Raw genomic sequence first — 20,278 nt, forward strand, 5'->3', positions numbered from 1 at the left:
ATGATTAGTCTATGGCTATATGTGCCAGATGCCGATGGGCTCTAGGATCAAATAACAGACACAGGTGGCTCAGACCAGTCCAATCCTCTTTCCCCTGTTGCTTTAAGTTGAGCTCAAGTTTCGAGGCGAGGGCGAGCATATGTTCGAGTTGTTCAAGGCTGAGTCGTTGCAGCGCCGCTTGATACAGTGGTTTACGTTTATCCCAAATTCGATGTTTACCCCAGAGTGCACTGAGCGCAACGCCTTGGGCTTGCTCGCATTTCAAATTGAATAACAAACCGAGTTCTTTAAACAAGGCCCACAGCAGGATAGGTAAGGCAGTGCCTTCGCCATTGAGTTGGGCCAGCATGTGCTGCGCGCTATCCTGTTTATTATTCAATAATGCATCCGTGAGTTGGAATACGGTGAAGCGCGACTGATCTTCAAAATAGTGGCCCAGTTCGTCGGCACTGACGGGTTTTGCTGGGCTCAGGAGTTGCAGCAACTGCATGGCTTGATCGGCAGCCAGTAAATTCCCTTCATACAGAGAATGCAACATAGCACGGGCATCAGGCTGTAGATTGAGCTTAAAGTGCTTGATGCGGCCATCGAGCCAGCGCATAAACTGCTCGCCCTCTGGCGTGGCGCAGGGCAGATACATGCCATGGGCATCTAAGGTCTTAAACCATTTACTGTTGGTTTGCTCTGTGGCGAGCTTTGGCCCTTCGATAATTAACAGCATATCGGGATTGGGCGTCTGCAATAGGGCTTGCAGTGTGCTTGAGCCTTCGGCACCGGGCTTAGCTTGGGGAAGGGTTAGCTCAATCAAGCGTTTACTGGAAAACAGGCTCATGGCCTGCCATTCCTGAGTCAGATCGTTCCAATTAAAGCCCGTCTCTTGAATGAGTTGGACTTTTTCATCGAATCCCTGACGCTTGGCGAATTGGCGGATCTGATCTTTGGTGGTTTCAATCAACCAAGGATCATCCCCAAAAATCAGATAACAAGGAAATAACTGGTTAAGGTGGCGGGAGAGTTGGTCTGGATAGACTCTCATTTAATGATAGCCCCGCATTAATTCACCTCAGTACTGGCCATTGCCTGCAGAATACGATCGGCAGCTTGGATACGCATTTCCTTCGTCAGCAATTCCATTTCACGGCTCTTTGCCAATGCGGTACGTGGATCGTCTAAGTAGTCGCGGCGAATTTCAACCTTGAAAGGCTGCGCTTCTTTGCCCGGCAATGCCACAGCAAATTCAACTAAATAAATTAGCTCATACTCGGCGACGTTACCTGTGGGGTACAAAGATAAGGTCGAGCGTTCAAGGGAGTCGGTGATTAATCTTAATACTGGAACATTATCTGCGGCGTCGACAACTTGGATATTGTTCAAGCGCAGGCGTTCACGCACCAAACGAGTGAGTTCACTGTATTCATCCACACTGCTCAAACTCAAATGATTGAGGGCATCAGGGATCTGATAACTGCGTTGAAGCTTAAAACCGCAACCAGCGCTGGTCATAATGACCAGTGCCATGATTGCGAAGCATATGCGTTTGATTAGCATAGATTTCGCGGTTTCCTATTCGTGGTATACCCTGCTGACTTGAAGTTGCAGCTATGCTGCAACTTCATTGGCTTTGAGTATAGCGAGTTATTAGCAGCCGTTAATTGGCCACTATGCTGAGCAGTTTGCCCGGCACATAGATCACTTTACGTACTGTCAGGCCGTCTAGGTATTTGATCACGTGTTCATCACTCATGCCTAAGGCTTCTACTGATTCTTTATCAGCGTCGGCTGCTACTGTGATTTTTGCGCGAACTTTACCGTTAACTTGCACAACGATGAGCTTGCTGTCTTCAACTAGCGCAGCTTCATCAACGACTGGCCATTGGCTGTCTTCGATGTTGCTCGCATTACCTAGCTCGTTCCACAGGTTAAAGCTCACATGTGGAATGATAGGGTACAGCAAACGCACTATGGCGGATAAGGCTTCGCCGATAATGGCGTTGTCTTGGCCTGTCATTTGTGGCGCTTTTTGCAGATGGTTCATCAGTTCCATCACGGCGGCAACCGCAGTGTTGAACATCTGACGGCGGCCGATATCGTCGGTCACTTTCGCGATCGTCTTGTGGACCTCACGGCGCAGCGCTTTTTGCTCGCTTGTTAACTTGCTGACATCTAAGGCTTCGCTGTTGTCTTGGGCGATATACTCGCTTGCAAGCTTCCACAGACGTTTAATGAAGCGGTGTGCGCCTTCAACGCCAGACTCTTGCCATTCCAGAGTTAATTCTGGTGGTGAGGCGAACATCATAAATAGGCGAACCGTATCGGCGCCGTATTTTTCGACCATGACTTGAGGATCGATACCATTGTTTTTCGACTTAGACATCTTGCACATGCCGGTATAAACCAGCTCGTTGCCGTCTTTGTCGATAGCCTTAGTAATACGGCCCTTGTCGTCTTTTTCTGTAGTCGCTACATCTAAAGGCGAAACCCATACACGGGCGCCTTTTTCGTTGATGTAGTAGAAAGCATCGGCCAACACCATGCCTTGGGTCAGCAATTGTTTGGCTGGCTCGTTAGAGTTAACCAGACCTGCATCACGCAGCAACTTGTGGAAGAAGCGGAAATATAACAAATGCATACAAGCGTGTTCGATACCGCCAATGTATTGATCCACAGGTAGCCAGTAGTTGGCTTTAGCGGGATCTAACATTTCGTCTGCATGCGGGCTGCAGTAACGGGCGTAATACCAAGAGGATTCCATAAAGGTATCGAAGGTATCGGTTTCGCGCAGCGCATCTTGGCCATTAACTTGGGTTTTCGCCCATTCTTTATCGGCCTTGATTGGGCTTTGAATACCGTCCATCACGACATCTTCTGGCAGCAATACTGGCAGTTGATCTGCTGGCGTTGGGATCACAGTGCCGTCGGCTAAGGTCACCATAGGAATTGGCGCGCCCCAGTAACGCTGACGTGAAACACCCCAATCGCGCAGACGATAGTTGACTTGGCGCTTGCCTTTACCTTCGGCGACTAACTTATTAGCGATGGCATTAAAGCCCGCTTCAAAGTCTAAACCGTCAAACTCACCCGAGTTAAACAGTACGCCTTTTTCGGTATAAGCGGCTTCGCTAATGTCGACGTCGCCATCAACTGGCTTGATCACAGCCTCAATTGCTAGACCATATTTTTTTGCAAATTCAAAGTCACGTTGGTCGTGGCCTGGAACTGACATCACAGCGCCTGTGCCATAGTTCATCAACACAAAGTTAGCTGCCCAAATCGGGACTTGCTTACCAGTGATAGGATGAATGGCGAAAAGCCCTGTAGCGACACCGCGTTTTTCCATTGTCGCGAGTTCGGCTTCTGATGTTGTGCTGTTTTTGCACTCATCGATAAAGGCGGCAAGCTCAGGATTCGTTTGCGCGGCGATTTCAGCTAATGGATGACCTGCGGCAATCGCCACATAGGTCACGCCCATTAAGGTATCTGGACGCGTGGTATAGATATCGAAGGTTTTATCGTGACCTGCGACGCCGAAGGTCATTTCCACACCTTCGCTGCGACCAATCCAGTTGCGCTGCATGGTCTTAACCTGTTCAGGCCAGCCATCTAAGGTATCGATATCGTTTAACAATTCTTCTGCATAGGCAGTGATCTTAATAAACCACTGTGGAATTTCTTTTTGTTCTACAGGGGTATCACAGCGCCAGCAGCAACCGTCTTGAACTTGCTCGTTCGCCAGTACGGTTTCATCGTTTGGACACCAGTTGACTGAAGCTGTCTTTTTATAGACTAGGCCCTTCTCGTACAACTTAGTGAAGAACCATTGTTCCCAGCGATAATATTCAGGGGTACAAGTGGCGATTTCACGGCTCCAATCGTAACCAAAACCCAGCAATTTCAGCTGGTTCTTCATGTATTCTATGTTTTCATAGGTCCATGGTGCAGGCGCAGTCTTGTTGTTAATTGCGGCATTTTCTGCGGGCAGGCCAAATGAGTCCCAACCAATAGGCTGGAGCACGTTTTTGCCTTGAAGACGTTGAAAGCGTGCAACTACGTCACCTATGGTATAGTTGCGTACGTGTCCCATGTGGAGTCTGCCAGAAGGATACGGAAACATCGAAAGGCAATAAAACTTTTCTTTGTTTGCGTCTTCAGTGACTTCGAAGGTTTTGTTGTCATGCCAGTGCTTTTGCACTAAGGCTTCAATTTCTGAGGGATTATATTGCTCTTGCATCACTCTATTTCCGGCAGTGCCGCCTATTATTGGATCTAACGCCATATCAGCGCGAGTAAGATCTGCATAGAATAAACTAGAAGCGATGCATTAAAAAGGTTCGTATGAAGGAGTATTGGTTATGAATGATAGAAGTAACGCGTTACTAGGACTGTATCAAGCCTTAATTACCGAAGTGAAATCTCAATTTGAAGAAGATAACACTATGACTGTAAAGAACTTATTCAATTCTGTCACTCAAGGTAAGGAGTATTTACGTCTTAAAGAACAGGCTGGGGAAGATGAACTCGCTTTAGTCGAACAATTCTTAAAGCGTGATATTACGAGTTTTCTCCGTGAGCAGAACGCGGATAGTTTGAGTCATAGCCCAACCGTGATTACTTTAGAGAATACGCTTTGGCATTGGCTCAGTGAAATTACCGACCGCAGCCAAGTCGAATGGCATGAGTTAACGCAAGATTTTAAGCACCAAGGCTACTACAAGAGTGGTGACATAGTGAATCAGGGCATCATGGTGTGCACTAACTGTGGTAATGAAATGAGTATTGAATTTCCAAGTCCCATCCCAGATTGTCCAGAGTGTGATCATGAAGAATTTACCCGCGAGCCGCTAACGCCTTAATCAAGGTGATGATGTTATGCAGCTAAAACGACGCCTCAGCGTCGTTTTTTTAGAGTTCTATTAGACCTAAATGGCTCATATTTGCATTAATTAGGCTGTATCAACTGTTGGTACGAGAGTAGTTGAGGATTTGACCGCCAAAGGGCGCCAATAAAAATTCAGTGTGAATGGGTTTATGTTGCGTGTGTTCGTAACCTAAGGTGACCATACGTTTACTGAATTTTGCATGATTACCACGGCCTGGATCGACTAAGACTACATCACAAATTGGTTTAGCATGCTGCTCAATAAATTGTGATAAGAGATCGGCATGTTCTTGTTCGTACAAGAGATCGCTGCCGATAATGAGATCAAATAAACCTAAATTAGTTTGTGCATCTGCCCATCCTGTTCGAACAAACGGAATCGCACGACCATGATTTAAATCGACATTCTGCTTAAGGAAATTTTCCGACTCGGGGTGATAGTCGGTTGCTGTGATGTCGGCATGTCTGTGGTTTAGCACTAGACTTGCCAGCCCTATACCGCAGCCAACTTCAAGAATGCGTTTATTGCCAATCTTGTAGTCTGCCATGTGGTGCGAGAGCACTTGGCTAGACGGCCAAACTATGCCAAATAATGGCCAAGTTGCGGAGGAAATACCGAGCTTTTCAGCTTTGCCATCTAGGTCTTCAAATTCTTGGTTATTTCTTAGGGTTCTGACATGAATGTCGAGATCCCCAAATTCGTGGGTTTGGTAGCGCACGCGAAGCTGTGCCATAGAGTTGCCTTGACTGTGTACCTTGGTTAAGGAACGAGGTGATGGTACCAATCATATTGGCTATGCAGACACAGTTACTGTGATTGGTATAAGGCCACGTCTAATCGTTCACCTTAACGTGGAACGCGCAATCAGCCTAATGTATTCGCAGACAATTGCGTGATAACACAGGTTAACTGAGTGTCAGCCTAACAACCTTGGGTGTTGATATCATATTGCGGCGCAGTGCTGGCATCGCTGGCTTGGGTGTAGCGGAAATAGCATTGGTCATCATTCACTAAGGAATTGTTGTTAAGATCGTAGCCTATATAAGTGATATCAATGCCTTGATATTGGATGATAAGTTTATCATCTGATGTGATCCATTTTTCCACATCAGTATTATCGAGGTAACCCCATTTTAATCGCGTATCTGGAGTGCCATCACCATTGAGGTCGATATCAATAATATCATCGCGCCCAGCTACCGCTTGGCTCAGTAGGCTAGGCATTTGGGTTTTTGAGTAAGCTAGCATATTGGCTGTTTTAACGCTGGCCTGTACTTGGTTTAAGGTTTGTACCCGCGCTTCATTACTTAAACCGATAAATCTAGGCGCGGCGATCACAGCCAAGATCCCAAGCACAATAATCACCACGACAAGTTCAATTAAGGTAAAACCTGCCACATCTTGTTTATTGACTTGGTAATGCATGGCCTCAATCCTATTGCGCTTTAAAACGTCGGGCAAGACCGAATAGAACGATTAAACCACAGAGTATCAGTAGGGGCATTTGGCCTAATTTTGCAAACCAAGTTTGTCCTGTGACTAATGGAATAGTTGCACTTAGCACGCCTATTTCAAACTGTGGTAATGACGCTGTGATATTGCCATGCTCATCGACTATGGCTGTCACGCCATTGTTGGTTGAGCGTAATAGAGGCCGACCCAATTCAACCGCGCGCATTTGAGCGATTTCCATATGCTGTAATGGCCCATTTGAGCTACCAAACCATGCATCGTTAGAGACAGTTAATAGTATATCTGTCCCTTGATTAACGTTGTCGCGCAACTGTTCCGGAAAGGCTATTTCATAACAAATCGCGGGCGCGATTTTATGGCCTAGGGCGCTGAGGTTCGGCTGTTGATATTCGCCTCGTGTAAAGGACGACATGGGCAAATTAAAGAAAGGTGCTATCGGGCGCAGCAGCGTTTCAAAGGGGACAAACTCGCCAATTGGCAACAGATGGTGTTTCTTAAATTGATTGCTACCATCGCCCTCATAGTCAGGGCCTGCTTGTTGTTTCTGATTATGATTACCGAGCACAATCAATGAATTATAGAACTCATTGTTTTGATGGCTGATAATACCAGTGATAATTGAGGTATGGTTTAGATTGGCGACTTTATTGGCGTTATCTAAAAAGTCCTGCACCATAGATTCTGGCGCTGGAATTGCCGCTTCTGGCCAAATAATGATATCGGCATCCAGATGTTCGCGGGATAAATCCATGTATTTTAACAGTGTCGGCCACAGGGCATCGGGTTCCCACTTCATGCTTTGGGGAATATTGCCTTGCACCAGTGCCACTTTAACATTTTCACCCGTAGGATGAATCTCCCAAAGTTTAGGCGCAGTCCACACGGCCAGAATACTGAGCGGCAGTAAAAGCAGTAAGCTCTTATAACGCTTAGTAAAACAAAGTGCTAATGCACCAGCGAGCATGGCCAATACAAAACTTATTCCCAGTGTGCCTATGATGCTGGCAAGGGGTTTTAGCGGCCCTTGAGTTTGCGAGTAACCCGCCCATAACCAAGGGAAGCCTGTCATTACCCAGCCACGAGCCCATTCGGTCAAGGTCCATAATGCGGGGAATAAGGCGATATTACGCCAAAGACCAAATCGAGTTTCACCATCATGGCTCAGCGTTTTAGTTAACCAAACCAGCGCCAAACCAGTTAGCGCGGGATACAAGGCTAAATACAAGGCTAACAAGGCCATTAACCCAACGGAGGCAATGAGCGGCATACCACCAAAGGTATCCATGCTCACGTGAACCCAGCTGATCCCTACGGCAAAACAGCCAAATCCAAAGCTTAACCAATAGTAAAAGCTTGCCTTAGCGCTCAGCGTTCGGCTGTGCCAGAGGGCAATAGCCATGGCAAACGGATAGATTATCCAAATGGAATAGGGCGCAAATGAAAGCGCCGTACTGGCGCCAAGGGCAAATGCCAGTACGAGTCTCACAGCACTAGGTTGGGACTGTTGTTGGGCAAAAGCCCGGATTTTTTTTAGCACGAGTGATTATTCTACGTCTTCGCCAGTATTAGGATCGGGGAGTTTAACTCTGAGTTGGATTAAACGCCTAGTGTCAGCATTGATAACTTTAAATTCTATGCCTTCAATGATGATGCTCTCGTTACGTTCTGGCAGGTGGCCAAAGGCGTGTGAGACTAAGCCACCGACGGTATCAAACTCTTCATCGCTGAATTCAGTGTTGAATTCTTCGTTGAAATCTTCGATTGGCGTCAAAGCTTTAACCATATAAACCGTGTTACCGACTTTGCGGATCTCGGTTTCTTCAGTGCTATCGTGGTCGAATTCGTCTTCAATCTCGCCGACAATTTCTTCAAGAATATCTTCGATAGTCACGAGTCCCGATACGCCGCCGTACTCGTCAACCACAATCGCCATATGGTAGCGTTGAGAGCGGAATTCTTTTAGCAGAACATCGACGCGTTTGCTTTCGGGCACAACCACGGCGGGACGGATCACGCGATCCAGTGAGAAGGGCTCATCACTGTTGGAGAAACCGTAAGGGATCAAATCTTTGGCAAGCAATATGCCTTCGATATGGTCTTTATCTTCGTTAACAACGGGGAAGCGCGAGTGACCTGAACCAATCACAGTCGCAAGTAACTCTTCGACCGAGTTATCTATCTGGAGGGCGACAATTTGAGCTCTTGGGATCATGATATCCCGAACACGCATATCAGAAACGTCTAATACACCTTTTATCATCTCGCGGGTGTCTTGGGTGATCAAATCGCGCTGCTCGGCACCATCAATCACATCGACTAGATCTTCACGATTTTGAGGTTCGCCCTGAAATAGCTGACTTACTCTATCAAACCAACCTTTCTTGTGGGCGTTCGTACTCGGGGGGATATCGTCACTCATAGTTTTCTCATTAGCTTTTGATAGGGATTATCTTAGCTAATTATTGTTCCTTATATGGGTCAGTAAAACCTAAGCTTTCAATGAGTTGAGTCTCTAATGACTCCATCTCTTCGGCTTCTTCATCGTCGATGTGATCATACCCTAGCAGATGCAAGCAACCATGTACAACCATGTGTGCCCAGTGCGCTTCTAGTGGTTTTTGTTGTTCACGGGCTTCATTTTCAACGACTGCCGCGCAAATGACAAGATCTCCGAGTAAAGGAAGTTCAATTTCTGGTGGTGCTTCAAAGGGAAATGACAGTACATTGGTCGGTTTGTCTTTACCGCGATAGGTATTGTTGAGCATTTGGCTCTCGCGGCTATCGACGATACGTATGGTTAATTCAGCTTCATCCATGCTATTGCCAATTGCGGTAGTGACCCAAAGGGCGAATTGTTCGTCCGTTGGTAGCCACTCACTGGTGCTGGCATGTTGAATATCTAAGGCTAACTCAAGACTCATGTGTTGCGGCTTCCTGCTGTTGCTTTTGGTACTGGCTTTCTTTTTTGGCTTTTAAGGTTTGCTCTTTTAACTCGAAGGCTTCATAGGCTTCAACGATACGGGCAACCACAGGATGGCGCACTACATCTTGGGAGACAAAAAAGTTAAAGCTGATTTCTTCGACTTGGCTTAACACTTCAATCGCGTGACGTAGCCCTGACTTTTGATGTTTAGGTAAGTCGGTTTGAGTGATATCGCCTGTGATCACCGCACGGGAATTGAAACCTATACGGGTAAGGAACATCTTCATCTGCTCGATTGTGGTGTTTTGGCTTTCATCGAGAATAATAAAGGCATCGTTCAAGGTACGACCGCGCATATAGGCAAGCGGTGCCACTTCTATTACATTTTTCTCGATGAGGCGTTCCACTTTTTCAAAGCCAAGCATTTCGAACAACGCATCGTAGAGCGGACGCAAATAGGGGTCGACCTTTTGGCTGAGATCGCCAGGTAAGAAACCGAGTTTTTCACCCGCTTCCACCGCAGGGCGAGTCAGCAGAATGCGGCGCACTTCTTGGCGCTCTAACGCATCTACTGCCGCTGCTACGGCAAGGTAGGTTTTGCCAGTTCCCGCAGGGCCGATACCGAAGGTAATATCGTGACGCGTAATATTGGCTACATACAAGCTTTGATTCGGATTGCGTGGCTTAATGACACCGCGGCGGGTTTTGATATTAATACCGCTGTCGTCGTTAGCGTCTGCTTGCTCTAGGGCAATGGCCGCTTGAATAGCGATATGGACTTGCTCAGGCTCAAGATCGGGCGTGCTGCCTTTCACCGTTTGGGTCTCGATGTAGAGTTCTTTGAGTAAGTTGTTGGCGCTTAAACAATTGCGTGGCAGTCCGGTGATCTGGAAATGATTGTTCTTACGGACGATTTCAACGCCAACGCGACGTTCTATCTGCTTGATATTGTCATCGAATGGACCGCACAGTGAAGCCAAACGGCGTGTTTCTGCGGGTTCGAGATACAGATTCATGGTAGTTAATTTACTGGACAAATAGCACTCCCAATAGCGAATAAGAAAGCAAGGTACGAGGTTGGTTAACCATCGCAAGATAATTTTAGTTTACGAGCCATAGCCGATAATTGCTAACGGAAAATAGCAATTGCCTCGGTAGACTTAAATAAAAGTGCGTTAAAGCAAAAGGGCGACTAAGTCGCCCTTCTTTATATAGGTACTGATATCGGTACTGTTTAAGCCGATTTAACGCTTATGGCTTAAATTGAGTCACACCCAGTTCATCATCTTGCTTGCGCTTGGCCAGAATTTCAGCAGGGCGCAGGCTACGACGTAGATCCATTTCATCTTCGCCGCGAATAAAAGTACCGCGCAGTGAGTTAGTGTAAACGTCGACGATTTCGACATCAACGAAAGTACCAATGTGTTTTGGTTGACCTTCGAAGTTCACCACTCGGTTGTTCTCAGTACGGCCGCGCAGTTCCATAGGATTTTTCACCGATGGTCCTTCAACCAGAATACGTTGCACTGTGCCCATCATGTGGCGGCTATAGCGCATGGCTTGCTGGGTGATGCGGTCTTGCAGAATCGCCAGACGTTGTTTTTTCTCTTCCATATCGACGTTATCGGGTAAATCCGCCGCTGGCGTGCCCGGACGTGCGCTATAGATAAAGCTGAAGCTGTGGTCGAAACCTATGTCTTCAATCAACTTCATGGTATCGGCGAAGTCTTCTTTGGTTTCGCCAGGGAAGCCAATGATAAAGTCCGAGCTGATTTGAATCCCTTCACGGGCTTTACGCAGGCGGCGGATGATTGACTTATATTCAATCGCCATATGGCCGCGTTTCATCGCCGTGAGAATACGGTCAGAACCCGATTGCACTGGCAAGTGCAAGAAGCTCACAAGCTCAGGGGTATCTTCGTAAACGTCGATGATATCTTGTGTAAACTCAATCGGATGACTGGTCGTGAAGCGGATACGGTCGATACCGTCGATGGCTGCCACGAAGCGCAGTAATTCCGCAAAAGTACAAATTGCGCCATCGTGAGTTGCGCCGCGATAGGCATTCACATTTTGGCCGAGCAAGTTTACTTCGCGCACACCTTGCTCCGCCAATTGGGCGATTTCAAGGATTATATCGTCCGATGGACGGCTGACTTCCTCGCCGCGAGTATAAGGCACAACACAGAACGAGCAGTATTTGCTGCAACCTTCCATGATAGACACAAACGCGGTTGGGCCTTCGGCGCGTGGCTCTGGCAGACGGTCGAATTTTTCGATTTCAGGGAAGCTGATATCGATAACCGCTTTGTCGCCACGGCGCACTTGCTCGATCATCTCGGGCAGACGGTGCAAGGTTTGTGGTCCGAAAATAATGTCGACACATTGGGCTCTGTCTTTAATGGCTTTGCCTTCTTGTGAGGCAACGCAGCCGCCCACGCCAATAATCAAATTGGGATTTTTATCTTTAAGCGTCTTCCAGCGTCCTAGCTGATGGAACACTTTTTCTTGCGCTTTTTCACGGATAGAACAAGTGTTGAGCAGGAGAATGTCTGCCTCAGACGCTTCTTCAGTCAAGGTATAACCTTGGTATTCGCCTAACAGATCAGCCATCTTGGATGAGTCATACTCATTCATTTGACAGCCCCAAGTCTTGATATGGAGTTTCTTACTCATCAGTTGTGTCGCCCTAAGATGACCAATAAAAATAGCGCGACATTTTACCTGCTGTTACGGCTGCTGACCAGCTTTGTCCACACTTTTAGCTGTTGGCTTTTGCCAAGTACGATACCCTCACAAATGGTAAGTTTTTATTGTTCGGCTGCATTTGAGCAAGATTAATATTGTTAACAGGTTGAGCTTTCGTTATTTCCAGCAAACTATTCGGGCTTGAATGCCTATGTCTTCACGGATTTCGAATCGAAATGCGCTCAACATTTCCGTGGTATCTTGATATAAGGCATAATCGAGCGGGTTTGTGAAAAGTCGCTTGGGCAGAAATACAGAAGGGCTTAAAGGTGGTAACTAAGGTCGTAACTAAGGTGGTAAGTAGGATGAGCCAGATTGAAGAGACACATGCACAGATGATATCCGACACCACAGATTCTAACGTGACTCATTCTGACGTCACTCATGCTGAAGGCACTGAGTTCGATGTCATTCTTGTCGGCGGCGGCATGGTTGGTGCGGCGACGGCAATTGGATTAGCCCAACAGGGTTTGCAAGTGGCGGTGATTGAATCCTTTGCGCCAGAGGCTTATCAAGCCGAACAGCCATTAGATGTGCGAGTCTCGGCCATCAGTGTTGCTTCTGAAACGCTGCTTGAACGTCTTGGCGCCTTGGACTCATTGCTCAAGATGCGTAATGTGCCTTATTTGGGCTTAGAAACTTGGGAGCTCGATGGCTGCATCACCCAATTCCACAGTTCGCAAATTGGTGCCAGCCATTTAGGTCATATAGTCGAAAACCGTTTAATCCAACTTGCCCTGTGGCAACAGATGACACAATTGGCTGGCATCACCTTATATTGTCCCGATAAAGTGGTGGCATTTGCCCGCGATAGCGACGGTGTGAGCGTGCACTTACAGTCAAATAGTAAACTGACCGCTAAGTTGTTGGTTGGCGCCGATGGTGCTCACTCGCAGGTACGTCAATGGGCGGGAATTGGCATTTCGGGTTGGGATTACGCTCAATCGGCCATGTTGATTAATATCAACACCGCACAGGGGCAACAGGATGTGACTTGGCAGCAGTTTACGCCCAAAGGACCGCGTTCATTATTACCTTTACCAGGCAATAACGCTTCGCTGGTGTGGTACGACGATGCCAATCGAATTAAGCAGTTAATGCAGCTTAATAATAAACAGCTTGCAGATCAGATAAGAGTGCATTTTCCAGCGCGCTTGGACGCTGATTTTACCGTTGAGAATAAAGGCAGTTTTGGCCTCACTCGCCGCCATGCCCAGCGTTACTATCGCCATAATGTGGTGATTTTAGGCGATGCCGCTCACACCATTAATCCCCTCGCAGGCCAAGGGGTGAATCTTGGGTTTAAGGATGTCGAAGCATTTTTGGCGGTAATAAAGGAGGCATTAACTCAAAATAACCTCTGGTGGTCGAATGAAGTGCTTGCCCAATATCAGCGCAAACGTTATCGCGATAATCAATTGATGATGACGGCGATGGATTTGTTTTACGCCGGTTTTAGCAACGATATTCTGCCGCTAAAGCTGCTGCGTAATGGCGCGTTAAAGTTGGCAAACATCAATTCCCCGCTCAAAAAGACTGTCCTTAAATATGCTATGGGACTTAATTAACGCTGAGTTGTTCTGTGTTCTGACCTTGTGTTCTGCTCCTGTGCGATGACGTGGCATTTGTTGACTTGGGGTTTGAGTGCTAAAATGCCGCGTTTTTAGCAGGTATGGTCAGTTCAGTCGGCGCTTTGCGCGGCTGTCATCGACGAAATAACGATATTGAGTGTCATGAGCGAAATAAAATTAATAGTTGGTCTGGCTAATCCAGGTGCTGAATATGCACACACTCGCCATAATGCGGGGGCTTGGTACGTACTTGAGTTAGCGAGAATTTGCGGCGTGACTTTAGTGGCCGATAGTAAGTATTTTGGTTTGACCGCCAGAGCCGTATTGCACGGTAAAGATGTCCGCTTATTGATCCCGACGACTTATATGAATTTAAGCGGTAAAGCGGTTGGCGCTTTGGCGAATTTTTTTCGTATCACGCCGGAAGAGATTCTGGTCGCTCACGATGAACTCGATCTGCCGCCCGGTGTGGCTAAGTTTAAGCTCGGTGGCGGTCATGGCGGCCACAATGGTCTGAAAGATATTATTGCTAAACTGGCTAACGATAAAAACTTCTACCGTTTACGCTTAGGTATCGGTCATCCCGGTGATAAAAATCAAGTGAGTGGTTACGTACTGGGAAAAGCACCTGCTAAAGAGCAAGAACTTATCGAGGCGGCGATAGATGAAGCCGTGCGTTCTACCGAAATTTTGTTTAAACAAGACATGGTGAAAGCCATGAACAGATTACACTCCTTTAAAGCGGAGTAGGTTTTGCCTTTGGCGAGACTCAAGTGTTAAGTGATTCAAGTGATTTAATTATTCAGTAATGTGCTGCCATAGGGCAGGACGACTAAACCTCGCTGATGAGTGTGACTTGTCAGCCAATAATCGAGAGAAAGGTAAGCATATGGGTTTTAAATGCGGCATTGTTGGTCTTCCTAACGTAGGTAAATCAACGCTTTTTAATGCGTTAACTAAGGCTGGCATCGAAGCGGCTAACTTCCCGTTTTGTACCATTGAACCTAACACTGGTGTTGTACCTGTGCCGGATCCACGTCTGGATGCGTTAGCTGCGATTGTGAATCCACAACGTGTGTTACCTACCACCATGGAATTCGTGGATATTGCGGGTCTTGTGGCTGGCGCATCTAAAGGTGAAGGCTTAGGTAACAAGTTCCTCGCTAACATCCGTGAAACTGATGCTATTGGTCATGTAGTACGTTGTTTTGATGATGACAACATTGTTCACGTTGCTAACAAGGTTGACCCTGCTGGCGATATCGAAGTCATCAACACTGAATTAGCCTTAGCTGACTTAGACAGTTTAGAGCGTGCGGTTCAGCGTCAGCAGAAACGTGCTAAAGGTGGCGATAAAGACGCTAAGTTTGAAGTGGAAGTATTAGAAAAAATGCGCCCCATTTTAGACGAAGCTAAAATGTTGCGTTCAATGGATTTATCGAAAGAAGAGCTGGAAGCGGTGGCTTACCTGAACTTCTTAACCTTAAAACCGACCATGTATATTGCTAACGTTGCGGAAGATGGTTTTGAAAATAACCCGCACTTAGATGCCGTTCGCGCCATTGCTGCCACTGAAAACGCTATCGTTGTTGCCGTATGTGCGGCGATTGAATCTGAACTGGCCGAGATGGAAATCGAGGAGCGCGATGAATTTATGGCGGATCTGGGTATCGAAGAACCAGGTTTAGATCGTGTGATCCGCGCAGGTTATGAATTACTGAATCTGCAAACCTATTTCACCGCAGGCGTGAAAGAAGTGCGTGCTTGGACTGTGCCAGTGGGGGCGAGTGCTCCGCAAGCGGCGGGCGTTATCCATACCGATTTTGAACGCGGTTTTATCCGTGCCCAAGTGATGGCATTTGACGACTTCATTGCCCACAAAGGTGAAGCTGGCGCGAAAGAAGCCGGTAAGTTACGCGTGGAAGGTAAAACCTATATCGTTAAAGATGGCGATGTGATGCATTTCCTGTTTAACGTATAACAAAGCTTATTCACGCTGTAAGTCTCGATAAATTAAGCTAAGTATGAGCAACAAGGTGTTATTTAGCACATCTGTTGCTCAGTTTGGTGAAGTAATAGCCGAACAGCTTAACCTAAGGGAAATAGCGAAAAAAAGCTGTTGACCTAGATACCTCGAATAAGCATAATACGCCCCGTTCCTCGCTGAGAGGGGCGCGTAATATCGATGTGGCAATGTAGCTCAGCTGGTTAGAGCACAGCACTCATAATGCTGGGGTCGCAGGTTCAAGTCCCGCCATTGCTACCATTTTATTTAAGATAAATTTCTTATATAAAATGAATCACGATTTTACTCTAGCATTGATTGCTAGCATCTCTTCACGATGTAAACATGAAGCTGTGCGGGAATGGTGAAATTGGTAGACACGCCAGATTTAGGTTCTGGTGCCGCAAGGTGTGAGAGTTCAAGTCTCTCTTCCCGTACCATTTTTTAGATATATGAATTTAGAAACATCGGCGATAGCGGATGTTTGAAACAGAGTTAGTTGGGGTATCGCCAAGTGGTAAGGCACCGGGTTTTGATCTCGGCATTCCAAGGTTCGAATCCTTGTACCCCAGCCATTTTTTCTCAGTTTCCAAGTTGATTGGGGTATCGCCAAGTGGTAAGGCACCGGGTTTTGATCTCGGCATTCCAAGGTTCGAATCCTTGTACCCCAGCCATTGGCAATGTAGCTCAGCTGGTTAGAGCACAGCACTCATAATGCTGGGGTCGCAGGTTCAAGTCCCGCCATTGCTACCATATTTAACTCTGTTAAAGTGATTTATCAGAGAAAAATCCAAAAATGTTGAATAGACAATTTTGGTACATTTTGATGCGGGAATGGTGAAATTGGTAGACACGCCAGATTTAGGTTCTGGTGCCGCGAGGTGTGAGAGTTCAAGTCTCTCTTCCCGTACCATCAAAATGCAATCTTCGATAGAAGATTAAACACAGTTTATTGGGGTATCGCCAAGTGGTAAGGCACCGGGTTTTGATCTCGGCATCCCAAGGTTCGAATCCTTGTACCCCAGCCAAAAAGTTAAAAAGCCTGTCTTCGGACAGGCTTTTTTCTTTTTAACTTTTTTCAACTTAGCGTTATTTTGCTTTCAGTTTCCCTTCAATATTAGCCCTTCCAGCCTTTCCCTTGTCTCTATAATTCCCGTTGGTTGTGGCAATTCAGCTATTTTCAAAGTTAATCCACAGTGCCATTTGAGCTGGCACTGTGGTGATCCGTTTTATTGCTTTTTGACTTCAGGAGTAACAGGTGGCGATTTTATTTCTGCTGGAGCCGCTGGAACGGCGACTTTTGCAGCCGCTTCAGTGATATTGATTGGCATTGCAGCATTCTTAATGACGGCATTCTCTGTGACCGCACTATCAATAACGGCACCTTGGGCCGCTTTAACATCACTTGTTGCAACGGCTTTGACAGCATCAGGTATTGCTAATTGTTGCTGTACTTGATTTGCGCCCGCTTCTAAGGCTTTTTGTTGTAACTTCTGTGGATCGGTATAGTCGGCTAATTCCTTCGGCCAACTTGGGACCCGTTTTTCTACCTGATTACTGAATTGCTCAGAGAACACTGAGGGCGCGCCGCCTTTCATTAGCATGACTGCCATTTGGTTGGTGTCTGAGTTCCAAACTAGACCCGCTTTTTCAGCCATTTCGGGGACAGGGGTGTAAGTCGACACTAAGTAGATGAGTGGACCTTCCTGTTGGATCTTGTCGGCCGTTTTGAGCAGGGACAGGGTGGTATCGTAATTTTTACCCAGCAATTCCTGCATACGGTTTTTGATGAGCGGTTGTTCGAATAATCCGACATCGTTCGGGTCTAAACCGACAAGGGGTTTAAGCAGGGCCCACATGAGCTGGCCTTGAGGTGACATTAATAATAGTGGTGCAACGCAGGCGTTGAGCATTAATGCGAGCCACATAATATGCAGGCAGCGCATTTTTTTGAGCAGAGATGTACTCAAGATGATATTTCCTTGGAAGTACCAGCAAGTCGCCGGCGGCGGATTGTAGCTGATTGGCATAAGGTAAACGAGAGGGTGGCAAAGTAAATTTTAAGCAAAAAAATTAGCCCAAATGTTGGATTTTATCCTCCTGAATTTGAAAGGTATTTACAGGTGATACAATAAATCATTTGCTGCTAATTTAATCGAAGGTAATGGTTTTTGAGTGCTAAAAACAGATTTACCCCTAAGTGCTTTATTTTTAGCACTTATTTTTCTTCTTACTTTTTAACTTCTTTTTCAGTATTGAATATGTAAAGTTTGTAAACTTTGTTCTGTTTGATAATCGATCTCATTTAATCTCGGCGCATTAAATTAGTTGAATGCAGCTCATTTCTATCTTTAGCTGCATAGGGAAAGCAGACTCTGGAGGTATTTCTCTTCGGTTTGTTTTTGAGAGTGCATCATTGAAATTAAGAGTCAGTAAGTCGTCTTTGTCCTTTGCCCGCATTATTCATGTTTATGTGTCTATGGCTTTATTGTTGCTGATGCTGTTTTTTGCGGTGACAGGTATAACGTTAAATCATCCTAATTGGTTTTCTCAAGCTGATCAGGAACCTAAGCGGGAACAAGTGCCAATCCCTGCCTATTTGTTACCCGTTAATGCCCAAGACTCACAATGGCGTCTGGCTGCGGGTCATTGGTTGAAAAGTGAATGGGCTATGGATATGGCGAGTGCCGATATCGATGAAGATGAAATTAGTTTAGTCAGCAAAGGGCCCGGCACTTACCGCAGCCTGACATTGGACTTGCTCGACGGGCAAGCCTATGTCGAAACCTTAGATTACGGTGTCGTTGCCGTAGTGAATGATTTGCATAAGGGCCGTAACACAGGCACAGCTTGGGCTTGGATACTCGATCTCAGCGCTGTGCTTATCATTTTATTTTCGCTCACTGGGGCTTATTTGTTGCTGCCTCAAACCAAGCGCCTCAAAAAGTCATTGTTATACATGGTACTCGTCAGCAGTAGTTGCGGGCTTGTGTATGTTTATTTTGTTCCATAAGGAGTGTAGACCGAGTATGCGTCATCTTATTCGTACCATTGCGGTGAGTGCTTTGTTTGTGAGTTCAGCTGCGTTTGCTGCGCCACAAATGACAGTCGATTTAACCTTGCCGGAAATTACCGAAGGCCAATACCATAGACCTTATGTGGCTGTATGGGTTGAGGATGCCCAAGGACAACCGGTAAAAACCTTAAGCCTTTGGGTTTGGGATGAAGGTCATAAATGGCTTAAAGACATCCGTCGTTGGTGGCGTAAAGCCGGACGCGAAGATATGAGCTTTGTTGACGGTATTGCATCTGCGACACGTCCCGCGGGTCATTACAAAATCGATTGGGATTTAAAAGATGAGGCGGGAAAAGTGCTTGAACCTGCCACTTACACTGTATTTATTGAAGTGGTGCGTGAACACGGTGGTCGCGATCTTGTACGACAAAATATCGATTTAGCTGCGGGAGATTTCTCTGTGCAGTTGCCCGCCACGACAGAAACTGGCGTTATCGACATACGCTTAAGCGGCATGGCTCGTTGAGTCAATCCATTAAATATTTAGCCCGTATATTAATCGTTAAACTTAAGGAAAAGGCATGAAATTACGTCTTATTACATTACTTGGCACACTTTGTATTAGCCCATTGGCAAGTAGCCACGACAGATGGATTTTACCTAGCCACTTCAACGTTTCGGCTGAAAGTGAAGAAATTGTGTGGATTACTTCAGATGTGTCTGCCAGCAATCAAGTGTTTATGATGGATAAACCTTTTAGTGCCAGTGATGTGCGTGTGTTACAGCCAAATGGAAAACCAACGTCTCCAAGCTCAAGTTACACGGGCGGACGTAAGTCGGTGTTTGATGTGCAACTGATGCAAGATGGCACTTATAAGTTTGAAAAAGAAGTTTCACCTCGTTATTTTTCTCAATATAAAGTTAAAGGAAAAGAAGGGGTTGTACGCAGCCGTATGGATAAAAAAGCCACAACTGCTGCTATGCCAAAGGGAGCCTATGATCTTGAAAGTTCTTTAAATGTGTCGCGGGTTGAAACCTATGTCACACGTAATAAGCCAACTGAGGAAGTGTTAAAGCCTAAGGGGGAATATTTAGAACTAGTGCCTGTGACTCATCCTGCAGATATTGTTGAGAACGAAGCTGCTACCCTGCAATTTGTTTTTGATGGTAAGCCCGTTGAAGGCGTTAAAGTCGCCATTATGAAAGACGGTAGCTTATATCGTAACAAACCAGAGGAAATCGAATTTACCTCAGATAAAGACGGTAAAGTTTCAATGATCTTACCTTCAGCAGGACGTTATCTCTTACATGCGGCAATTGAGCGCCCTAATTCAGATAAATCCCTTGCTGATAAAACGGTTAGCGAAATCTTTTTGACCTTTGAGGCTGGGCTTGAATAAGTGAGTTAACCTCTAATTTGAGGTTTTTGCTTTGAGTCCTAATGCCCACGGTCTAAATGGCGAGTGGGCATTTTTGTATTCATTTCGAGCTAAAACTTGTGCGAAATTTCCTTAGGTATACAGATTTGAATTTGATTACTGGTAACTCTGCTTAAGGTTGGGTAAGCTGCGTCAATGCATTGTTCTTGGTGCATCAAAAGCGCATAACGATTAGAATAGCGCAATTCCACCCTCATTTGACTGTGTTGACCTTAGCGTTGGCACG

18 protein-coding genes and 7 tRNA genes are annotated in these 20,278 nt (G+C 46.2%); 14 read left to right on the forward strand and 11 right to left on the reverse strand.

The features are described 5' to 3' along the window. Positions 1–4: 4 nt before the first annotated feature. From holA to leuS, 3 genes are all read right to left on the reverse strand, one after another. Positions 5–1,036: a DNA polymerase III subunit delta gene (holA, locus tag L5M18_RS00145; RefSeq protein WP_028761477.1), complete on the reverse strand. Its 1,032-nt coding sequence runs from the start codon at positions 1,034–1,036 to the stop codon at positions 5–7. 17 nt (positions 1,037–1,053) lie between these two features. Next, positions 1,054–1,548: an LPS assembly lipoprotein LptE gene (gene lptE / locus L5M18_RS00150; RefSeq protein WP_012089938.1), complete on the reverse strand. Its 495-nt coding sequence runs from the start codon at positions 1,546–1,548 to the stop codon at positions 1,054–1,056. 100 nt (positions 1,549–1,648) lie between these two features. Further along, positions 1,649–4,228: a leucine--tRNA ligase gene (gene leuS / locus L5M18_RS00155; RefSeq protein WP_263195660.1), complete on the reverse strand. Its 2,580-nt coding sequence runs from the start codon at positions 4,226–4,228 to the stop codon at positions 1,649–1,651. 121 nt (positions 4,229–4,349) lie between these two features. On the opposite strand from leuS, the gene L5M18_RS00160 reads away from it, so the two are divergent. Continuing rightward, entirely contained in the window at positions 4,350–4,850 is a 501-nt protein-coding gene (locus L5M18_RS00160) for a zinc ribbon-containing protein (protein WP_219251193.1), read from the forward strand. 100 nt (positions 4,851–4,950) lie between these two features. Here L5M18_RS00160 and L5M18_RS00165 read toward each other — a convergent pair whose 3' ends face one another. The 7 genes from L5M18_RS00165 to miaB form a co-directional block, all read right to left on the reverse strand. Next, the gene (locus L5M18_RS00165) at positions 4,951–5,610 is read right to left on the reverse strand and encodes a class I SAM-dependent methyltransferase (protein WP_263195661.1); all 660 of its coding nucleotides are present in this window, start codon (positions 5,608–5,610) and stop codon (positions 4,951–4,953) included. A 188-nt stretch (positions 5,611–5,798) separates the two neighbouring features. Further along, positions 5,799–6,302: a Tfp pilus assembly protein FimT/FimU gene (locus L5M18_RS00170; RefSeq protein WP_263195662.1), complete on the reverse strand. Its 504-nt coding sequence runs from the start codon at positions 6,300–6,302 to the stop codon at positions 5,799–5,801. 10 nt (positions 6,303–6,312) lie between these two features. Next, positions 6,313–7,887, reverse strand: a complete 1,575-nt coding sequence (gene lnt / locus L5M18_RS00175; RefSeq protein WP_263195663.1) for an apolipoprotein N-acyltransferase — start codon at positions 7,885–7,887, stop codon at positions 6,313–6,315. A 6-nt stretch (positions 7,888–7,893) separates the two neighbouring features. Beyond that, positions 7,894–8,769, reverse strand: a complete 876-nt coding sequence (gene corC / locus L5M18_RS00180; RefSeq protein WP_006082742.1) for a CNNM family magnesium/cobalt transport protein CorC — start codon at positions 8,767–8,769, stop codon at positions 7,894–7,896. Between the two features lie 40 nt (positions 8,770–8,809). Further along, positions 8,810–9,271 carry an rRNA maturation RNase YbeY gene (gene ybeY, locus L5M18_RS00185; RefSeq protein WP_105251690.1) on the reverse strand — a complete coding sequence of 154 codons (462 nt, stop codon included), beginning with the start codon at positions 9,269–9,271 and terminating at the stop codon, positions 8,810–8,812. Next, positions 9,261–10,310, reverse strand: a complete 1,050-nt coding sequence (locus L5M18_RS00190) for a PhoH family protein (protein WP_028761469.1) — start codon at positions 10,308–10,310, stop codon at positions 9,261–9,263. Before L5M18_RS00190 ends, ybeY begins: the two co-directional genes overlap by 11 nt. Positions 10,311–10,524: 214 nt before the next feature. Next, positions 10,525–11,949 carry a tRNA (N6-isopentenyl adenosine(37)-C2)-methylthiotransferase MiaB gene (gene miaB / locus L5M18_RS00195; RefSeq protein ID WP_173243250.1) on the reverse strand — a complete coding sequence of 475 codons (1,425 nt, stop codon included), beginning with the start codon at positions 11,947–11,949 and terminating at the stop codon, positions 10,525–10,527. Between the two features lie 377 nt (positions 11,950–12,326). On the opposite strand from miaB, the gene L5M18_RS00200 reads away from it, so the two are divergent. The 10 genes from L5M18_RS00200 to L5M18_RS00245 all read left to right on the forward strand — a co-directional run bounded on the left by L5M18_RS00200 (position 12,327) and on the right by L5M18_RS00245 (position 16,625). Next, positions 12,327–13,589 carry an FAD-dependent monooxygenase gene (locus tag L5M18_RS00200; protein ID WP_263195664.1) on the forward strand — a complete coding sequence of 421 codons (1,263 nt, stop codon included), beginning with the start codon at positions 12,327–12,329 and terminating at the stop codon, positions 13,587–13,589. Positions 13,590–13,754: 165 nt separating this feature from the next. Next, positions 13,755–14,342, forward strand: a complete 588-nt coding sequence (pth, locus tag L5M18_RS00205) for an aminoacyl-tRNA hydrolase (RefSeq protein ID WP_028761467.1) — start codon at positions 13,755–13,757, stop codon at positions 14,340–14,342. 139 nt (positions 14,343–14,481) lie between these two features. Continuing rightward, positions 14,482–15,573: a redox-regulated ATPase YchF gene (ychF, locus tag L5M18_RS00210; protein WP_028761466.1), complete on the forward strand. Its 1,092-nt coding sequence runs from the start codon at positions 14,482–14,484 to the stop codon at positions 15,571–15,573. Positions 15,574–15,781: 208 nt separating this feature from the next. Beyond that, a tRNA-Met gene (locus L5M18_RS00215) sits at positions 15,782–15,858 on the forward strand. A gap of 94 nt (positions 15,859–15,952) precedes the next feature. After that, positions 15,953–16,037, forward strand: a tRNA-Leu gene (locus L5M18_RS00220). 60 nt (positions 16,038–16,097) lie between these two features. Next, a tRNA-Gln gene (locus tag L5M18_RS00225) sits at positions 16,098–16,172 on the forward strand. Between the two features lie 24 nt (positions 16,173–16,196). Beyond that, positions 16,197–16,271 (forward strand) — tRNA-Gln (locus L5M18_RS00230). 2 nt (positions 16,272–16,273) lie between these two features. Continuing rightward, positions 16,274–16,350 (forward strand) — tRNA-Met (locus L5M18_RS00235). A 75-nt stretch (positions 16,351–16,425) separates the two neighbouring features. Beyond that, a tRNA-Leu gene (locus L5M18_RS00240) sits at positions 16,426–16,510 on the forward strand. A gap of 40 nt (positions 16,511–16,550) precedes the next feature. Further along, positions 16,551–16,625, forward strand: a tRNA-Gln gene (locus tag L5M18_RS00245). A gap of 201 nt (positions 16,626–16,826) precedes the next feature. Here L5M18_RS00245 and L5M18_RS00250 read toward each other — a convergent pair. Further along, a complete protein-coding gene (locus L5M18_RS00250; protein WP_263195730.1) occupies positions 16,827–17,543 on the reverse strand; it encodes a hypothetical protein in 717 nt (238 codons plus the stop codon). A 470-nt stretch (positions 17,544–18,013) separates the two neighbouring features. On the opposite strand from L5M18_RS00250, the gene L5M18_RS00255 reads away from it, so the two are divergent. From L5M18_RS00255 to L5M18_RS00265, 3 genes are read left to right on the forward strand one after another with little or no spacing between them, the layout of a single operon-like run. Further along, a complete protein-coding gene (locus tag L5M18_RS00255) occupies positions 18,014–18,610 on the forward strand; it encodes a PepSY-associated TM helix domain-containing protein (RefSeq protein WP_212599331.1) in 597 nt (198 codons plus the stop codon). Positions 18,611–18,626: 16 nt separating this feature from the next. Further along, entirely contained in the window at positions 18,627–19,139 is a 513-nt protein-coding gene (locus L5M18_RS00260; RefSeq protein WP_263195665.1) for a DUF2271 domain-containing protein, read from the forward strand. Positions 19,140–19,194: 55 nt separating this feature from the next. Continuing rightward, the gene (locus L5M18_RS00265; RefSeq protein WP_263195666.1) at positions 19,195–20,013 is read left to right on the forward strand and encodes a DUF4198 domain-containing protein; all 819 of its coding nucleotides are present in this window, start codon (positions 19,195–19,197) and stop codon (positions 20,011–20,013) included. Positions 20,014–20,278 lie beyond the last annotated feature (265 nt).

Source organism: Shewanella sp. SM20 (assembly GCF_025654545.1).
Taxonomy (GTDB): Bacteria; Pseudomonadota; Gammaproteobacteria; order Enterobacterales; family Shewanellaceae; genus Shewanella; species Shewanella oncorhynchi.